The organism is Streptomyces sp. JLBG701 (assembly GCF_058544905.1).
In genome coordinates this window covers 395,570-413,319 of the sequence record NZ_CM178588.1, presented here as the reverse complement: position 1 = coordinate 413,319, position 17,750 = coordinate 395,570, and the positions used below count along the sequence as shown (strand labels likewise).

The following is a 17,750-nucleotide window of genomic DNA, read 5'->3' as shown; positions in this document are numbered from 1 at the left end:
GTGCGCCAGATGCTGCACTGTACGGTTCAGTACAGCCCGCGCGTCAATACCTCTGCGTCATGGTTCTTTCGCGAATCCGGCCGCAGCGACGGCTGGGTCGCCCGGAAGTCGAGGAGGAGTGAGTATGCGAGGGCGTGGCCCAAGAGCAGAGTGAGCCCAGGGCCGGCGTGGCCGGATGCGTCAGTGCGTCTCGGGCTGCGCGGTCCACGGAAAGACGTCGCCGGCCGCACGGAGCGGCGCGTCAGGCAAGGCGGCGGAGTCCTGGGAACGCAGGGCGCGCAGGAAGAGGGTCGTCGACCAGCGGGCGTGCGCGGCGAGCCGGGCGGAGTCGCGACAGGGCTCCGGGCTCAGGAGGGCGTCCATCTGCAGGCCGGCTGCCGCCGAGCGGACGAACAGCGCGGCGTACGCGTGGGCGTCCGGCAAGGTGTACCCGTGCCGCTGGCCGTCCTCCAGGAGTGTCGCGGCCACGACGTCGACGATGTGCGGTACGCCGAGCGCGCGCATCGCCTCGGCCAGTTCGGGACGCCGGGTCGTCTCGGTGGCCTGAACTCGGATCAGGGCGAGGTACTGCGGGGCGGTCGTCGCCTCGAGGAGCTTGGTGATGATGTGCGTCAGTCGCTCCTGCGGGTCGTCGACGGATGACAGCATCGCTTGATCCAGGTCGAAGTCCAGGGATGAACTGCCACGCTCGATCACGGCGCGGAAGAGTTCCACCTTGTCGCCGAAATGGGCGTAGACAGTGGTCTTCGAGACACCTGCCTGGGCTGCCACGACGTCCATCGACGTCTGGTCGAAGCCTCGGGCGAGGAATACCTCGACGGCCGCGTCGAGTACGGCCTCCCGCTTGCCCCGGGACCCCGTCGCCTTTCCGGGGCGTCCCTTGACCGCCATTTCACTCCTTCTCGGGCTCTGCCGACCCGGCAGGCGCCCGTATCGCTCTGCCTGTTGACCTCTGTGTGACCCTACCGTACGGTCAATAGTGTACTGGACGGTGCAGTGCAGTTAATTTCGGCTGAGTACACCAGCTACTGAACCCTCAAGGAGCAGCCCGATGAGTGACCAGCACCCGTTGTCTTCCGTGGTGTCGCGGCAGGTCGAGGCATCGCCGGGTGACCGCGGCCGGGTGATCCGGGACGCGGCGCGCGCTCTTGTGCCACTGCTGCGGCGCAACGCCCTGGAAGGAGAGGGGATCGGCGCGCTGACGCCCGAAACGCTGCAAGCCATGCACGAGGCCGATGTTTTCAAGATCATGCTTCCGCCGGAGCTCGGTGGGGACGCCCTCGGGGCGCGCGACACCGTTGAGGTGACCGCCGCCCTGGCTGAGGGGGACGGTGCGGCGGCGTGGACCGTGTTCGTGGCCGGCGGCATCCGCAATCTGCTCGGTTTCCCTGAGCAGACCGTCGAGGAGGTGTTCAAGGAAGTCGACACCTGGGTCGGGCCGTTGGCGGTGGGCGCCTCGGTGTTCTCGCCCGTCGTGGGATCGGCGCGAGCGGTGGAAGGGGGCTTCCTGGTCTCCGGCAAGTGGGCGTTCGGCAGCGGCTGCAAGCACGCCGCCTGGGCGGTCGTCGGCGTCGGATACGAGGACGCGAAGGGTCAACCCCGGCGTGCGATGGCGCTCTTGCGGCGCGAGCAGTACACGATCCTGGACGACTGGCATGTCATGGGATTGAAGGGCTCGTCGAGCAACGGCATCGCCGTCGAGGGGGAGGTGTTCGTCCCGGAGCACCGCTGCCTCGACATGGCAGATCTCCCCGCGACCATGAACCGCGTCCGCGAACGCTACTCGGGCATGGGGTTCCTCAACGGCGCGCGGGCACTGATGATCATCACCTGTCTGAGCAACGTCGCGATCGCTCTCGGGATGGCTCGGGGCACGCTGGACTGTTTCGCCGAGCAGGCACGGGCGCGCAAGCCGTTCAACCTGCCCTACCCCACGGTGGCGGACATGCCGTCCGCGCAGGTGGCCGCCGGCGCGGCCCGAGCGATGATCAACGCCGCCGACGCCGTGATTCTCCGGCACGCGGATGAAGTGGACCGTCGGGCGCTGGCCGGGGAGGAGTTCACGGCGGCGGAGGAGTCCGAGATCACCATGGACCTCGTCTACGCCGTCCGGCTGTGCGCGGAGGCCATCGACCGGCTCCAGCTCACCCTCGGTTCCTCCACCGTGAGCCTGAAGAACCCCATCCAGCGCTTCGTGCGCGACGTGCGGGTGCTGGCGACGCACGGTGCCATCCGGTTCGACCCGATGGCGGAGATCAGCGGCCGCCAAGTCCTGGGCCTGGAGCCCCTGTCCATGTTCGCCGGCGGACTGCCGCAGGTCGGCTGAGTCCGGTCCGTCCGCCGACAGGAAGGAAGTGATTTCGATGGTGAACAGTCAGCGCGATGACCGCCTGCTGAGGGGGGAGGCAGGTGGCATCGAGAGGCGACCGCAGCCGGCGGCGTCCCTGGACGAGAAGACACTGCGGGAGGCGTTCGGCTGCTTCCCCAGCGGGGTGATCGCGATCTGCGGGATGGACGGCGGCGATCCGGTGGGCATGGCCGTGAGTTCCTTCACCTCCGTGTCGCTGGCGCCCCCGCTGGTCTCGGTGTGCCTGCAGACGTCGTCGCGTACCTGGCCCAGGCTCAGGGCACTGCCCCGGCTGGGGCTGAGCGTGCTGGGCGAGGGGCAGGACGGCGTGTGCCGTGCGCTGGCGGGCAGGGACGAGGACCGTTTCACGGAGGTGCGCTGGGAGGAGGGGGAGCAGGGCGCGGTGTTCGTCGATGGGGCGGTCACTTGGTTCGACTGCACTCTGCGTGCCGAACTGCCCGCCGGCGACCACGCGATCGCCCTGCTGGAGGTGGGGCGCCTGTGGACGGTACCGGCGGCCGACCCGTTGGTCTTCCACGGCAGTCGGTTTCGGCGCCTGGACAGCGGTGAGCGGTCGGCAGTGCCTGCCTGACGTGGACTCTCCGGATGCCTCGGTGATGACCTTGACGAAAGCGAGCTCCCCCATGTCTCATTCACCCAATTCCGTAACCGCCGCCAGCAAGCGCCTGGTGACCGATTTCTTCACCACTGTCATCGCCGCTCGGAATGCCGACGCGGTCCATGAATACGTCGCCCCTGAACTGGTGCAGCACGGCGCGGACGTCCCGGACGGTGTGCAGGCCTACACCCAATACCTGAGGGCCTGCTTCCGGCGTGAGACCGGGACCTCGGGAGCGGATGGCGCCGCCCCGCCGCCGCAACCTGTCTTCACGATTGCCGACGACGATCTGGTCTGCGTCTGCCGCTACCTGCCGCAGCCCGATCCCGACATTTCCGGAGCCACGTTCGACTACTACACGTTCACCACCTTCCGAGTCCGCGACGGGCGGATCACCGAGCGATGGCCGTCCGTCAACAAGGTCGCCCTGCCGCAGCCGCCGGCACCGGACACACCATCACGTGCGGTCCTGGTGCGGACAGACCCCGAGAACGACACCGAGGCGAACAAACTCCTGGTGCGCGATTTCTACCGCTGCATCTTCGATGCGCAGAACCCCGGCGCGGTAAAGGACTTCGTCACGGAGGACTACCGGCAGCACACCTCCCTGTACCCCGCCGGCCGCGCGGGACTGGAGAAGTTCGTGCGCAATCAGTTCCCCAACGGGCCCCTGCCGACGCCGGCCGAGCCGCTCAACCCGCCGGTGCTGCTCCTCGCCGAGGGAGACATCGTCGTGTGCGCCGGGCTCATGCCCCAACCAGACCCCGACGTCAGCGCTGGGACGTATCCGTACTTCGTCTACGACGCCTTCCGGGTGCGAGGCGGGCTGCTCGCCGAGCACTGGAGCGGCGTCAGCAAGGCGGCTCCGCCCCGGCACCCCGTGCCGCCCCCACGCTCGCAGGACTGACCCCCCTTATTTCGCCTGTTTCCCGCTCCTCATCCATAGGAAAGGCTCCACCATGCCCAAACTGCACGTCGTGGTCGGCAGCACCCGTCCCGGCCGTCTCGCGCTGCCGATCGCACAGTGGGCTGCGAAGACCGCCGAGCAGCACGGAGGCTTCGACGTCGAACTCGTCGACCTGGCCGAGATCGGACTTCCGCTCCTCGATGAGCCCGCGCACCCGCGCACGGGGCAGTACGCCCACGAACACACCCGCGTCTGGAGCGCCACGGTGGACGAGGCGGACGCCTTCGTCTTCGTGACGCCCGAGTACAACTACGGCCCCCCGGCCGCACTGCTGAACGCGATCTCGTACCTGCACCGGGAGTGGCTGTACAAGCCGGCCGCCTTCGTCAGTTACGGCGGCGTGGCGGCCGGCCTGCGCTCGGTGCAGGTGCTCAAGCAGATACTGACGACGCTGAAGGTGATGCCGATCCCGGAGGCCGTCGCGATTCCCTTCGTGTTCCAGCTCATCCAGGACGGCCGCTTCCAGCCCACCCCGCCGCTGGAGACGGCGGCCACAGACATGCTCGACGAACTGCTGCGCTGGACCGAGCCACTGCAGATCTTGCGCAAGAGCGCTGCGGAGGCGCCGAGCAAGGTGGTTGCTCCGGCTGCTCCCTGATCCGGGCCCGCACATCGTTGAGGGGGCCGACGGCGGATTTCGCCGTCGGCCCCCTCGTCGTAGGCACGAAGTGTGTCAGTCGACATCCTCACCCAGCGCCGCGACCGCCTGGTCGAGGATCGCGTGGTCCGCCCAGTTGCCGTGGAAGCCGAACGGGACACGGCTGGGCAGCTTGACCCGGGCCAGTGGCGTGCGGACCAGGTCGGCGGCGTCGTGGATGAGGAGTTCGGACAGGCCCGTGAGGCGGTTCCACCACAGCGACAGCAGATAGCCATCGTCCTCGAAGCGGGCGTTCTCGCGGGCGACGAAGACCGGTTCGCCGGGGTTGGTCAGCCCTGCGGGGCCTTCCACGACGCTGGTGGTGCCGTGCAGGAAGTCGTGCTTGGCCAGCCCGTCACTCATGGTGTCCGCGGCCAGCGAGCGGGTGGTGACGAAGTAGCCGTAGCTGTGCTCCAGCCCGGTGTAGGCGTCGTTGATGCGGGGGAACTCGCCGGCGAGGCCGCTGAGCATCTCCTCAGTGGCCCTGCCGGTGGCCAGATCCACGCGCCAGCGGTGGGGGAGGGACGGCGGAAACCAGGAGTGGGAGGTGACCGGGGTGTCCAGCTGGTCGGCGGGGGTGCCCAGCCGGGTGATGCGGTGTCCGTCGACGACGACCTGCCCGTCGCGCTCGTAGGCGTTGTAGAAGTGGGTGTTGGCCCAGTGGCCGCCCACCTCGTGCCAGGTGACCTGATGGGTGGCGCGGTTCATGAGCACGATCTGCACACCGTGGGGAAGCGAGTCCTCGTCCCAGACGACACCCGGCTTGCCCTGCATGATGTGGTCCAGCCGGAACTGGGCCGGGGTGACGAAGAAGATCGCGTGGTTCTCGGTGACGGCGAAGTCGTGCATGAGCACGGGCACCTTGATGTCGAAGCTGTGGCTGTCGACGACGTTCCCGGTCTTCACGTCCGCCCGGTACCAGGTGATGGTCGGGCCGGTCGCGGCGAAGAACAGCATGTCGCCGGTGGCCGGGTCGGTCTTGAAGTGGGCCGTGCACAGTACGTCGATGCCGCCGTGGAAGTCGTAAGTGCCGTACGTCTCCAGTGTTTCCGGGTGCATGGAGTACGGCAGTCCGCCCTCGAAGTAGACCAGCAGGTGGTCGTCGAAGATGCCGACGTTGGTGTTGGCGACGTTCTTGGCGGGTGGAGCGCCGTGGGGGAGCGGCGCTGTGCTGCCGCCGTTGGCGAAACCGCTGTAGACGGCGTGGCCCTGTTCGACCTCGAACTTCATGGAGTCGGTCATCACCCAGCGGGTGCGGTAGGCGGCCCGGCCGTCGCGCAGGTAGATCCCGCACACCATGCCATCCCCCTCCCACCAGTGGTAGCGCTCCGGATCGCGCGGCTGGAAGCGGGGATTGGAGGAGATGCGGAACAACGCTCCCGCAAGATCCGCGGGGATCTGGCCGTCGATCTCCAGGTCGTAGGCGGCGTCTTCCTCCTTCCAGGGTGTGAAGGGCCCGCCGAGGAACTTGTTGCCGGGAGCCCAGCCGGCCGCGTCCTCGGCCCGGCGCGGGGCCGGCGGTGTGGCCGCGGCGCGCGGTGCGATCGTCATCGGGTCCGGCGGAACCAGGCCGGGCCGGGGGGTGGTTGTCCTCATGGATGTGTCCAATGCGGGTGGCGGGATGGGGTTCGGGACGGCGGACTCGGCACGGAGCGGTCGGGACCCCGGGGAAGGAGGAGCCCCGGCCGTTGGACGGGATCAGAAGGGGTAGCCGGGGATCTCACCACGGACCGTGACCCACTGCTGCTCGGTGAAGGCTTCGAGGTTGGCCGCGGCGCCTCCGTGGCGGGAGCCGTTGCCGGACTCGCCGACGCCTCCGAAGGGCACGGTGGCCTCGTCGTTGACGGTCTGGTCGTTGATGTGGACCAGCCCCGTGGGGATGCGGTCGGCCAGCGCCAGACCCCTGACCGGGTCGCCGGTCAGGATGCCGAGGGAGAGACCGTACGCGGTGTCGGTGGCGAGCCGAACGGCCTCGTCCAGATCCTGGAAGGCGACGACGGGGGCGACGGGGCCGAAGATCTCCTCGGCGTACGCACGCGCGGTCAGCGGTACGTCGGCAAGGACCGTGGGCCGGTAGATCAGCCCCTCGTACGTACCGCCTGCGGCCAGCCGCGCTCCGGCGGCCACGCTGTCGGTGACCACGGAGTGGGCAGCCTGCAGCTGCCTCTCGTCGATCATCGGGCCGACGGCGACCGTGTCGGTCGCCGGGTCTCCTGCGGGTGCGGCTTCGGCGCGCTCGGCGAGCCGTGCGGTGTACTCCTCGGCGATGGAGGCGTGCACCAGGTGCCGGCTGGAGGCCATGCAGATCTGCCCGGCGTGGTGGAACGAGCCGAACGCGCCCGCCGACACCGCCTTGTCCAGGTCGGCGTCCTCCAGCACGATCAGCGCCGAGTTGCCGCCCAGCTCCAGATGCACCCGCTTCAGGCGTTGCGCCGCGGCCGTGGCGATCGCCTTGCCGGCCCGGGTCGACCCGGTGAACGCGATGACCGGCACCCGGGGGTCGTCCACCAGCGCCGCGCCGACGTCGGCGCCGCCGGGCAGCACGTGCAACACGCCCTCGGGAAGGCCCGCCTCCTCGAAGACCCGGGCGATCGTGACACCCCCGCAGACCGCGGTGCGCGGATCGGGCTTGAGGACGACCGAGTTGCCCAGGGCCAGCGCCGGCGCCACCGCGCGCATGGCCAGCACCATCGGCGCGTTGAACGGTGAGATCACGCCTACGACGCCCACGGGCCTGCGTCGCGAGAAGGACAGCCGGTCCTCGACCGAGCGGAGCACCTCGCCGAAGGGAGCCGCCGCCAGGGCCGCGGCCTCGAAGCACTCCTCGGCGGCGCCGTTCGACGTCTGGAACTCGGCGAACGGGCGCAAGGCTCCGGACTCCCGCACGATCCAGTCGGCGATCTCGGCCTGGTGCTTCTCGAACAGTGCTCCGGCGCGCCGGAGCACCTTGGCACGCTCGCTGTACGACAGGGCCGACCACGAGCGCTGGGCCCGCGCGGCCTGTGCCACGGCTCGGTCCAGGTCGGCGGGCGTGGCCCCGCCTACCCGGCCCAGCACCTTGCCGGTGGCCGGCTCGATGGAGTCGTAGGGCTCGCCGGAGCCTTCGACCCACCCACCGGAAAAGATCTGCCCCTGCCAGTTGTGATCTTCGAGAAAGGCCATGATGCTCCATCCATAGATCTGAACTGCACCGTGCAGTTTAGTTGTGGCGTCGCGGCTTGCGCCAGGCTTGGGTCGGCATCGATGCCGTCCTGTTTAGCGGGACTGGATGCTCACGTCATAGGACACTCGCTCGGATTCGGGGTTGTCAAGAGGTGGCGAAGCTGCTTAATGTCTCGTCAAGCAGTACAACAGTCCTGTAAAAGGAGACAGTGTGGGTATCACGGGTCTGGGTCACACCGGCTTCTGGGTCGAAGACCTGGAGAAGATGCGTGACTTCTACGAGCGGGTCATGGGGCTGGCCGTCACCGACGAGGACGAGGAGCTGGGAATCGTCTTCTACTCGGCCCGCCCCGACGAAGAGCACCACGAGTTCGTGCTCCAACGGGGTCGGACGGCACCGGCCGGAGCCAAGCTCACCCACCAGGTGTCGTGGCGGGTCGACTCGCTGGAGACGATCATCGACTTCCACCGGCGTTTCCGCGCCGAGGGCATCGAGGTCCAGCAGGAAGTGACCCACGGCAACGCGATCGGGATCTACTTCTTCGACCCGGAGGGCAACCGCAACGAGGTCTACCTGCGGATCGAGCGCGACGTGCGCCAGCCCTTCCGCAAGACGATCGACCTAGATCAGGACCCCGAACAGATCCTCGCCCAGGCAGAGCGACTGCTGGCCGACGGCGGCCCGGTCTACCAGCCGGTGCAGTAGTCCCGCCACCCCTCGCCCAGCTCACCACTGCCGAAAGGGCCATCCATGGCTACACCACCCCCGGTGCCCATCGGCGACGAGCCCCAGGTGCTCGTCGTCGGCGCGGGGCCGGTCGGGCTGACAGCGGCCAATCTCTTGGGCGCACTTGGCGTACGCGTCCTGCTCGTCGAGCGGCACACGACCACGAGCGACGACGCCAAGGCGATCAGCCTGGACGACGAGTCGCTGCGCACGATGCAACTGGCCGGCCTGGACGAGGCCGTCTACCCGATCATCGTGCCCGGAACGGGCACCAGGTACTACGGAGTCGGCGGACGACCGCTGGTCCATGCCCGCGGCACCGGGGAGCGTCGTTTCGGGCATCCGTTCAAGAACCCCTTCGCCCAGCCCGATCTCGAGCGCGTCCTGCGCTCCGCCCTCGACCGGTTCCCGCACGTCGACGTTCGTTTCGGGACCCGCCTCGTGGAGCTGAGTCAGCTTCCCGACCGAGTGCGGGCGACCCTGGTATCCGGTGTCGGCGATGAAGTGACGCAGCGGATCGAGGCCGCCTACGTCCTGGGGTGCGACGGAGGCCGCAGCACCGTGCGCGAGCAACTGTCCATCCCTATGCGCGGACGCAGCTTCCCGGACGACGTCTGGCTTGTCGTCGACACCGTCGAAGATCCGCACGACGAGCGTTACGGCATGCACATCGGGGACCCCGCCCGACCCCTCGTCATCGTGCCCGGGCGGGAAGGGCGGTGTCGCTACGAGTTCCGGCTGCGGCCCGACGAGTGCGCCCCCGGAGACGCGGTGCCCTTCGCCTTGGTACGGGACTTGCTGCGCTCGCACCGCGACATCGCCCCGCATCAGGTGGAGCGCTCGGTCGTCTACACCTTCCACGCCTTGCTGGCGGACCGGCTGCGCGACGATCGCTGTTTCCTGCTCGGCGACGCCGCGCACATGATGCCTCCCTTCGCCGGCCAGGGGCTCAACTCGGGTGTCCGGGACGCTGCCAACCTCTGCTGGAAGGTGGCCGAGGTGCTCGCCGGGCGGGCCACGGACGCGCTGCTCGACACCTATGACACCGAGCGTCGTCCGCACGCCCAGGCCATGATCGAACTGTCTGTCCGGCTGGGCCGTGTGGTGATGACGACCGATCGCAGACGGGCCCGAGGGAGGGACCTGTGCGTTCGTGCGGCCATGCGGAGCCGACGTGGGCGTCGATACCTCACCGAGATGCGATATCGGCCCGACACACGGGTACGAGCCGGAGCGGTCGCACCGACCGACGGCCCTGGACGATCTCTGACCGGCACGTTCCTGCACCAGCCCGTTGTGCTGCACGGCCCCGCCTATACGGCCACCCGTCTCGACGATGTCCTCGGCTCGGGCTGGTGCCTGCTGGGCATCGGCCTGTCCGACGACGACTGGAAGGCCGTGGCGGCAACCGGCCTGCCCGAGGCGCCGCGCGTGGACGTGGTGCTCGGCGACCGCGGACCGCGTGCGCGCAACGGACGGGCCGCGGTTGCCGATGCGGACGGCGCGCTCGACGCGTACCTCGCGCCGTTCCTGGGCCATCTGCTGCTGGTCCGCCCCGACCGGCTGATAGCGGCCGCCTTCCCCCCGGGCCGGGTCGATGACGTCACTCGGGCTCTCGGCCGATTCCTGCCTCCGGACCGTCCCCGCTCGGCATCTCCGACCGAAGCCCGCCAGGAACGCGCAGGGTTCGGCGCTTCGGCGTCCCTCACTGGTCCGGCTCCGGCCGGCACCTCCACACCGGAAACCGACACGCAAGGAGTCCACAAGTGAGACTGAGCACGATCCGAAGTGCGGCCGACGAAGGCACCGTCGCCGTGCGCCACGAAGGCGACGAGCTGGTGCTGCTGCCCCACGCGGACGTCGCGGCCCTGCTGGCCTCGGGCGAGGACTGGGCCCGGCGCGCGGCCAAGGCCGACGGCCGACGTGTCGCGGCAGCCGAGGCGTGGTACGCCCCCGTGGTTCCCCACCCCAACAAGATCGTCTGCCTCGGCCTGAACTACGCCACGCACATCAAGGAGATGGGCCGTCAGACGCCCGCTCACCCCACACTGTTCGCCAAGTTCGACGGAGCGCTCGTCGGCGCCTACGACGACATCCACATGCCTGCGGTGAGCGACGACCTCGACTGGGAGGCCGAGCTGTGCGCGGTGATCGGCCGCCGCACCCGGCACGTCGCAGAGAAGGATGCCCTGGATGCCGTCGCCGGCTACACGATCCTCAACGACGTCACCGTCCGGGACTGGCAGCACCGCACCCGCGAGTTCCTCTCGGGCAAGACCTTCGAGGCCACGACCCCGGTGGGGCCCGCGCTGGTGACTTCGGACGAGCTTCCGCCCGGAGCGTCGGGCCTGGACATCGGATGCAGCGTCGACGGTCACGCCATGCAGGAGTCGAACACCGCCGACCTGCTCTTCGACGTGGCGCACATCGTGTCCTACGTCAGCACCATCATCACGTTGCAGCCCGGTGACCTGATCGCCACCGGCACCCCCGGCGGCGTCGGGGCGGGGCGCGACCCGAAGGTCTTCCTGCGTCCCGGGCAGAGACTGGTCACCCACATCGAGGGGATAGGCGAGACGAGTAACCGCGTGGTCAAGGACGATCCCGCGTGAGGTCGGCCAACGGCGCCGCCGGCCTGGACACAGTCCACTAGGGTGTCCCGCATGTCAGGAACAGCGTCCAGCAGTCGCACCTATCGTGAGCGCAACACGACCGCCGACCGGGCGCTCGACATCCTCACGATGTTCGACGAGACCGAGCTGGTCGTGTCCGCGACAGCGGTCGCCGAGCGGCTGGGGGTCGCGCGTTCGACCGCCTACCGGTATCTGCAGTCCCTCGTGTTGAGCCGGTTCCTGGAAGAGGCGCCGGGAGGCGGCTTCCGCCTCGGTCTGCGGGTGATGGAGATCGCCCGGCTGGCCCGACGCAGTTACGGACTGCCCGAGCTCGCGCTGCCCGCCATGGTGGCGCTGTCGGAGCGGACCGCGGAGACCGTACTCCTGACCCGCCGGGTGGGCGAGCTGGTGGTGTGTGTCGAGACCGCCGAACCCGGACAACGCCCCGTCCGTATCTCCTACGAACGGGGCAGCGCGTTGCCGATCAACGCCGGTGCCTCGGCGCATGTGCTGCTGGCCTGGAGCCCTCCGGACGACGTGCGCGACCTGCTGCGGGCCGCGACGCTGCATCGGTTCACACCCTCGACGCTCGTCGATGTCGACGAGCTGATGGAACGTCTGGAGGAGATCCGATCGGCCGGGCACGCGATCTCGCGCGCCGAGCTCGATCCCGACATTGTCGGTATCGCCGCGCCAGTCCGTGACGACACCGGACAGGTCGTTGCGGCCGTGAGTGTGGCCGCGCTGGCCTCGCGGGTCACGAGTGAGGCGGAAGCCGAAATCGTCGGCCATGTGTTGGCCGCGGCGCGGGAGATCACCGACCGGATGGTCGCCGTCGCCGGGTGACCGCCAGGTGCTGCCTCTGCGCGGCCACCCGGATTGCCTGACACGCCAGTCTCGTCACGTCCGCCCCGCCGCCGGGGCGTCCGACTCGCCGGACCTGCTCAGGAGCTGACGTTCGCTCGCCCTATGGCACGACCTTCAGCGGATCCGGTCCTTCCTCTTTACGAATATCTGGACTGGACCGTACAGTGCAGTATGTGAGGTGGTCGCAATGACGCTTGCGCCCACCGCTTGACGGCCTCGCCTGCCCGGTCGCATGGACACCTGGGCTCGGGCGGGCCGGCCGAGCCGATCGGCTGCCCGGCGGAGTCGCTGCCGATCAAAGAGCCGGACCATCAACACTGGAGTGAGTGGTTCCATGACTGATTTCACCGTTGCGGCTGGGGTCGCAACTATCACCGACCCGGATTTCTTCTCGAATTGGCCGGACCGCTCGGACTACTTCGAAGCGTTGGCGGCATCGCCCGATCCGGCGGTCACCGCGAAGAAGAGGCTGGTCATAGAATTCGAGGCCGCGCTGGCACGCCTGGTCGTCTCAGGCAGGATCGACAAGGAAATCGACGCTGTACTTGAGCGCTTCATCGCGGACGACTACATCCAGCACGATCCCAATTTCCCGGGCCACGGCCGGGCCGCGCTGGCCGCATCCTTTCGTGCGATGCCGACGCCGCCGGTGGCCGACGTGCCGGCTCCGCCAGTCAGCCTGATCGTCGAACAAGACCTGGTCTGTCTGCTCATGCAGAAGCCGCTGCCCGATCCGTCTGACCCCACCTCGACCTACGACTGGTTCATCCCGACAGTATTCCGGGTCCGGGACGGAAAGCTCACCGAGCACTGGGGAGCTTTCAAAAAGGGCGCACCGTAAAGGCTGTCTGCTCGAACTCCAGGCAGAGTATTCCGCTAAACATCGAGGAGCAGTATGTCCAACGACTTTCCGCCCGTTTCCGTTGACGCCGCACCCTGGGCAGGGGGAGGGGAGGAGCGTGAATCGGAGTTCCTGAGTCCGGCGGGGAAAAAGATCCGTGACGAGATCACGGGGATGATTCCCTTGCTCCGGCGCAACGCGCTGGAGGGCGAGGAGCTCGGAGCGCTGGCACCGGAGACGCTAGAGGCTCTGCACAACGCCGGCGTTTTCAAGATCACCCTTCCGGAGGAGGTAGGCGGCTACGCGCTGGGCGCGCGGGACATCGTCGAGGTCGTCACCGCGCTCGGAAAGGGAGACGGCGCGGCGGGGTGGACCGCCATCGTGTCGAGTGCCATCCGTAACTCTCTCGGATTTCCGCAGCAGGCCGTCGACGAGATTTTCGCCCTGCGCGACACCTGGGTGGGGCCGCTGATGTTCGGTGCGTCCGTGCTTTCCATGAGCGTGGGGTCGGGGCGCCGCGTGGACGGTGGCTTCATGGTCAGCGGCAAGTGGTCGTTCGGCAGCGGCTGCAAGCACGCCGCGTGGGGTGCGGTTGGCGTGGAGTACGAGGACGGCAACGGTCGGCCCCGCCGCGGAATGGCCGTTCTGTCGCGTGACCAGTTCCAGATCCTGGACGACTGGAAGGTCATGGGTCTCAAGGGCACCTCCAGCAACAGCGTCACCGTGGACGGTGAAGTCTTCGTCCCCGAACACCGCTTCGTGCACACTTCTGACCTGCCGAAGATCATGGACAGCCTGCGGAAGCGGTATGGCGGGCGGACCTTCGGCGGCGCGGTGGCCGTGATGGTGACCACGACGGCGAGCTTCGGCGCGCTGGCGCTGGGCATGGCGCAGGGCACCTTGGAGTGTTTCGTCGAGCAGGCCAAGGTCCGCAAGCCGTTCAACCTGCCCTATCCGACGGTCGCGGACATGCCGTCGGCTCAGGTCACCGCGGGCAGGGCGAGGGCGATGATCAACGCCGCCGCGGCCGTGGTTCACCTGCATGCGGACGAGGTGGACCGGCGAGTGCTGCGGGGACAGGACTTCAGCCCCGCGGAGGAACCCGAAATCACCATGGATCTCGTCCACGCCATGTACCAGTGCGGTCAGGTGGTCGACATGCTCCAGCTCGCGCTGGGGTCGTCCACGGTGGCTCTGAAGAATCCGATTCAGCGATTTGTACGCGATATGCGCGTCCTGGCCACACACGGTGCGCTCCGGATCGACCCCATGGCGGAGATCAACGGTCGGAACATTCTCGGGCTCGCGCCCTTCCCCCTGCTCGCAGCGTTCGAGCCGCCCACCGCCGGCTGACGGCGAACGACGAAAAGCAAGAGAGGACAATGATGTCCGATCACCCACCGAATCCGGAGCCGTCTAGCTTCGCCGCTTCCACCGCGCCGAGTCCGCGCTCAATATCCACGTACTTCTCGTCAATGCGCATGTACCCGAAGCAGGCATGGAAAGCCATGATCGCCTGCGGTGTCGCGATGATGCTGAGCCCCGCCGGGGTATTGGCCGCAACCACGACATTCTTCGTCGGTCCTATTTCCAAGGAATTCGGCTGGAAAGAGTCCGCGACCCTGACCCTGTTCTCGTTGCCGCTTCTGGTCGTGCCTTTCGTGCTGCCGTTCGGGGGCCGCTGGGTGGACCGATGGGGGGTGAAAAAGGTCGCTGTTCCGGCCGTTGTGTTCTACGGCTTCACCACGGCCGCGGCGGCTCTCGTGGGGGCGAGTCGACTCGCGTTGGGCGCGATCCTGGTCGTCTCGATGGTATTCGGCTACATAGGCTGCGTAGTCGTCGTCTTCAAGGTGGTGCTGGTGTGGTTCCCCCACCACAGGGGCATCGGGTTCGCCTCGGTCGGTGTGGTGGCGAGCTTGGCGGGCTCCATGTTCTCACCCCTGTCCGAGCAACTGATCAGCAGTGTCGGCTGGCGGGCCACCTTTGTCCTGCTGGGCGTGGTTATTCTCCTGGTCGTCGCGCCGGCCCAGATGTTCCTGCTGTCCGAACCGGACTCGGCCCAGCAGGAGAGCAACGTTCCTGCCTTTCCGGAGGGCGGGCGGGACGCCATGCCAGTGCCTGCCGAGTTGCCAGGTGTGCCTCTGCGCAAGGCCATCCGCAGTCGTGCGTGGTTGCTCAGTACGGTGATCTTCATGCTCGCAGGCGGCGCGGTGCTGAGCGTGTCGCAGAATGCCGTCTCGCTGCTCGGCGACCACGGATACTCCTCCGAGACCGTGTCCCTGTCGTTGTCGGCGCAGTTCATCTCGTCGGTCGTCGGTCTGATCCTCGCCGGAGTGATACTCGACCGCGCGAGGTCGCCGTGGGTGATCGTGCCGTTCGTCGCGTGTGTCCTGGTCGCTCTGGTGCTCGTGATCAGCGTCTATGACACGGTGCCGGTGCTGTTCCTCGCGATGTGCCTGCTCGGCGTGGTCAGGGGCGCTGAATCGACGATCGGCCCCTACCTGATCGCCCGGTACTTCGGCCCACGGGACTTCGCGCAGTTGCAGGGCCTGACCCTCGGGATCACCATCCTCGCGATGGGCGTGATACCCATCATCGTGCAGACGGCGGCGGAGCAGACATCGGGCTACAACGGCCCTCTCCTGGGCCTGATCGTCGCCTGTGCTGTCGCCCTCGCGATGGCCTTCTTCCTGCCCCGGTACCCCGTCCCCGACACCGAGCCGGCAGTACCTTCCGCCCACGGACTCGTCGCCGACCGCGTCCCGGACGCATGAACACCGGGTCCACGCCCTGCCGGTGAACCAGTCGACGAGGTCGGGGAGAGCGTGTGCGTGCATGGTCGCTCCGGCCTCGGACGACTACGAACCAGCGCGGTGCATCCTCAACCAAGACGTGGACGCGTCCGGACTCTGATCGGGTCCCAGTCGGTGAACGGCTGGGACCCGTCTCGTCAACCTCGTCGTGGCTCGCGCACCACCGCGATCTCTCCCGGTGCGAGCATCACCGAGCCCGGCGTCGGCTTACCTGTGAGAAGTTCGACCGCGTCCTCGGCGACGGTTACCTCCGCGCCGTTGCCGGCGTGGTCGATCAGGAACAGGTAGTCCGCGGACGGAGATCGGCGGCGTACGACCTCAACTCCTTCCGGCGCCGCGCGGACCGGTTCCACGCCTGCCTCGGTGCGGATGCAGGTCAGGAGGGACGTGAGGGTCGTGGCATCCGGACGGGTGGCCAGGTACCAGGCCGTGCCCCGGCCGAACGTGTGGCGTGTCACGGCGGGTACGTCCGTCAGTGGGCCTTCCGTATACGACATCACCGCCTCCGCGCCCTCCAGGCGCAGGCGTTCCGACCACAGCGACGCCGTGCCGCCCCCACTCAGGCTGAGTGACTGGCCCGCCGGGAGCGGGAAGTACTCGTCCGCCCTGATGCCCAGTGCCTCCCGGAAAGCCCCCGGGTAACCGCCGAGCCGTACATGGCAGTTCTCGTCGACGGCCCCGCTGTGGAAGCCCACCGCGAGCGTGCCGCCGCGCTCTGCGAAGCCGGTGAGGTTGGCGGCGCCCTCGTCGTCGACGAGGTACAGGCTGGGGACCAGGACCAGGCGGTACGACGACAGGTCGGCGTCCGGGCGTGCGAAGTCCACCGCGACGCCCGCCCGCCACAGCGGCTCGTACCAGGAGCGGACCAGGTCCTCGTAGCGGAGCTCGGCGCTCGGCTGGGCAGGGGTTTCCATGGCCCAGCGGGCGTTCCAGTCCCAGGCGATGGCCACCTCGGCGGTGCCGGTGCTGCCGCGCACCTCCGCGAGCGCCTTGAGGTCGGCGCCGAGGCGGACCACGTCCCGCCAGATCTGGCTGTCGGTGCCGGCGTGCGGGACCATCGCCGAGTGCCACTGCTCGGCGCCCGCCTTCGACTGCCGCCACTGGAAGTAGGCGATCCCGTCCGCGCCGTGCGCCACGTGGGCCAGCGCGTTGCGGCGCAACTCCCCTGGTTTCTTCGCCCTGTTGACGTGCTGCCAGTTCAGCGCTCCGGTGGAGTGTTCCATCAGGAACCAGGGACCGCGCGCCAGCGATCGCATCAGGTCGCCGTGGAGCGCGACGTCGATCTCGGGCTCGGGGTCGTCGTACATCAGGTAGTGGTCGTTGGCCACCACGTCCAGCTCCGGGGCCCAGCGCCAGTAGTCGGCCTTGTCGGCGCCCTGCATGACCATGAAGTTGGTGGTGGCGGGGATGGACGGGGCCGCCGCGCGCAGGACGTCCCGCTCGGCCCGGTACAGGGACAGCAGCTCGTCGCTGCAGAAGCGGCGCCAGTCCAGCAGCTGGGTCGGGTTGGGGCCGGCAAGAGACGCCCTCGGGGGCAGGATCTCGTCCCAGTCGTAGTACCACTGGCTCCAGAAGGTGGTGCCCCAGGCGTGGTTGAGCGCCGTCAGGTCCTGGTACTTGGTACGCAGCCAGCGGCGGAACGCCTCGGCACTGGTGTCGCAGTAGCAGGCGCTGTTGTGGCAGCCGTACTCGTTGTGGACGTGCCACATCACCACCGCCGGGTGGTCCGCGTACCGCTCGGCCAACGCGCCGGCGATGCGCTGGGCGGCCTCGCGGTAGGCGGGGCTCGAAGGACAGAACGTCTGGCGGCTGCCGTACGACAGCCGACGGCCGTCCTTGTCGACTGGCAGTGCCTCAGGGTGGGCCTTGAAGAACCAGGCCGGCGGCGCCGCGGTCGGGGTCGCGAGGTCGGCGGCGATGCCGTTCTCGTGCAGCAGGTCGAGGATCCGGTCCATCGTTGAGAAGTCGTACTCGCCCTCGCGCGGCTCCAGCAGGGCCCAGGAGAAGATTCCGACGCTGACGAAGTTGACCCCTGCCTCGCGCATCAGGCGTACGTCCTCGGCCCACACTTCCTCGGGCCACTGCTCGGGGTTGTAGTCGGCGCCGTAGGCGATGCCGGGGATGGAGAGGACGGGTTTGCTGGTCACGGGGTGGCTCC

General features: G+C 68.4%; 15 protein-coding genes. 11 read left to right on the top strand and 4 right to left on the bottom strand.

Features of this window, described 5'->3' with window-relative positions:
- Positions 1 to 180: 180 nt before the first annotated feature.
- Entirely contained in the window at positions 181 to 891 is a 711-nt protein-coding gene (locus tag AC5DRG_RS02005) for a TetR/AcrR family transcriptional regulator (protein ID WP_491807593.1), read from the bottom strand.
- Positions 892 to 1,051: 160 nt separating this feature from the next.
- Between AC5DRG_RS02005 and AC5DRG_RS02000 the strand changes: the two genes are divergently transcribed.
- The 4 genes from AC5DRG_RS02000 (at position 1,052) to AC5DRG_RS01985 (ending at position 4,531) form a co-directional block, all read left to right on the top strand.
- Complete coding sequence (locus AC5DRG_RS02000) at positions 1,052 to 2,326, top strand: acyl-CoA dehydrogenase family protein (protein WP_491807592.1); 1,275 nt, start codon at positions 1,052 to 1,054, stop codon at positions 2,324 to 2,326.
- Positions 2,327 to 2,363: 37 nt separating this feature from the next.
- On the top strand, positions 2,364 to 2,939 hold the full coding sequence (locus AC5DRG_RS01995; RefSeq protein WP_491807590.1) for a flavin reductase family protein: 576 nt from the start codon (positions 2,364 to 2,366) through the stop codon (positions 2,937 to 2,939).
- A gap of 97 nt (positions 2,940 to 3,036) precedes the next feature.
- Positions 3,037 to 3,873 carry a nuclear transport factor 2 family protein gene (locus AC5DRG_RS01990; protein ID WP_491807589.1) on the top strand — a complete coding sequence of 279 codons (837 nt, stop codon included), beginning with the start codon at positions 3,037 to 3,039 and terminating at the stop codon, positions 3,871 to 3,873.
- Positions 3,874 to 3,925: 52 nt separating this feature from the next.
- Positions 3,926 to 4,531, top strand: a complete 606-nt coding sequence (locus AC5DRG_RS01985) for an NADPH-dependent FMN reductase (protein ID WP_491807588.1) — start codon at positions 3,926 to 3,928, stop codon at positions 4,529 to 4,531.
- Between the two features lie 75 nt (positions 4,532 to 4,606).
- Here the strand turns inward: AC5DRG_RS01985 and AC5DRG_RS01980 are convergent, their stop codons facing one another.
- On the bottom strand, positions 4,607 to 6,166 hold the full coding sequence (locus tag AC5DRG_RS01980; RefSeq protein WP_491807586.1) for a carotenoid oxygenase family protein: 1,560 nt from the start codon (positions 6,164 to 6,166) through the stop codon (positions 4,607 to 4,609).
- A gap of 102 nt (positions 6,167 to 6,268) precedes the next feature.
- Complete coding sequence (locus tag AC5DRG_RS01975; RefSeq protein ID WP_491807585.1) at positions 6,269 to 7,732, bottom strand: aldehyde dehydrogenase family protein; 1,464 nt, start codon at positions 7,730 to 7,732, stop codon at positions 6,269 to 6,271.
- Positions 7,733 to 7,943: 211 nt separating this feature from the next.
- Between AC5DRG_RS01975 and AC5DRG_RS01970 the strand changes: the two genes are divergently transcribed.
- The 7 genes from AC5DRG_RS01970 (at position 7,944) to AC5DRG_RS01940 (ending at position 15,553) form a co-directional block, all read left to right on the top strand.
- Entirely contained in the window at positions 7,944 to 8,438 is a 495-nt protein-coding gene (locus AC5DRG_RS01970) for a VOC family protein (RefSeq protein WP_491807583.1), read from the top strand.
- A gap of 45 nt (positions 8,439 to 8,483) precedes the next feature.
- Positions 8,484 to 10,229 carry a bifunctional 3-(3-hydroxy-phenyl)propionate/3-hydroxycinnamic acid hydroxylase gene (locus tag AC5DRG_RS01965; RefSeq protein WP_491807581.1) on the top strand — a complete coding sequence of 582 codons (1,746 nt, stop codon included), beginning with the start codon at positions 8,484 to 8,486 and terminating at the stop codon, positions 10,227 to 10,229.
- Positions 10,226 to 11,071, top strand: coding sequence for a fumarylacetoacetate hydrolase family protein (locus AC5DRG_RS01960; RefSeq protein WP_491807580.1), 846 nt, complete (start codon positions 10,226 to 10,228; stop codon positions 11,069 to 11,071). The genes AC5DRG_RS01965 and AC5DRG_RS01960 overlap by 4 nt, the downstream gene beginning before the upstream one ends.
- 51 nt (positions 11,072 to 11,122) lie before the next feature.
- Positions 11,123 to 11,917: an IclR family transcriptional regulator gene (locus AC5DRG_RS01955; protein WP_491807579.1), complete on the top strand. Its 795-nt coding sequence runs from the start codon at positions 11,123 to 11,125 to the stop codon at positions 11,915 to 11,917.
- A gap of 355 nt (positions 11,918 to 12,272) precedes the next feature.
- Positions 12,273 to 12,779, top strand: coding sequence for a nuclear transport factor 2 family protein (locus tag AC5DRG_RS01950; protein ID WP_491807578.1), 507 nt, complete (start codon positions 12,273 to 12,275; stop codon positions 12,777 to 12,779).
- Positions 12,780 to 12,833: 54 nt separating this feature from the next.
- Positions 12,834 to 14,132: an acyl-CoA dehydrogenase family protein gene (locus AC5DRG_RS01945; RefSeq protein WP_491807577.1), complete on the top strand. Its 1,299-nt coding sequence runs from the start codon at positions 12,834 to 12,836 to the stop codon at positions 14,130 to 14,132.
- 128 nt (positions 14,133 to 14,260) lie between these two features.
- A complete protein-coding gene (locus AC5DRG_RS01940; RefSeq protein ID WP_491807576.1) occupies positions 14,261 to 15,553 on the top strand; it encodes an MFS transporter in 1,293 nt (430 codons plus the stop codon).
- 176 nt (positions 15,554 to 15,729) lie between these two features.
- Here the strand turns inward: AC5DRG_RS01940 and AC5DRG_RS01935 are convergent, their stop codons facing one another.
- A complete protein-coding gene (locus AC5DRG_RS01935) occupies positions 15,730 to 17,739 on the bottom strand; it encodes a beta-galactosidase (protein ID WP_491807575.1) in 2,010 nt (669 codons plus the stop codon).
- Between the last annotated feature and the right edge of the window lie 11 nt (positions 17,740 to 17,750).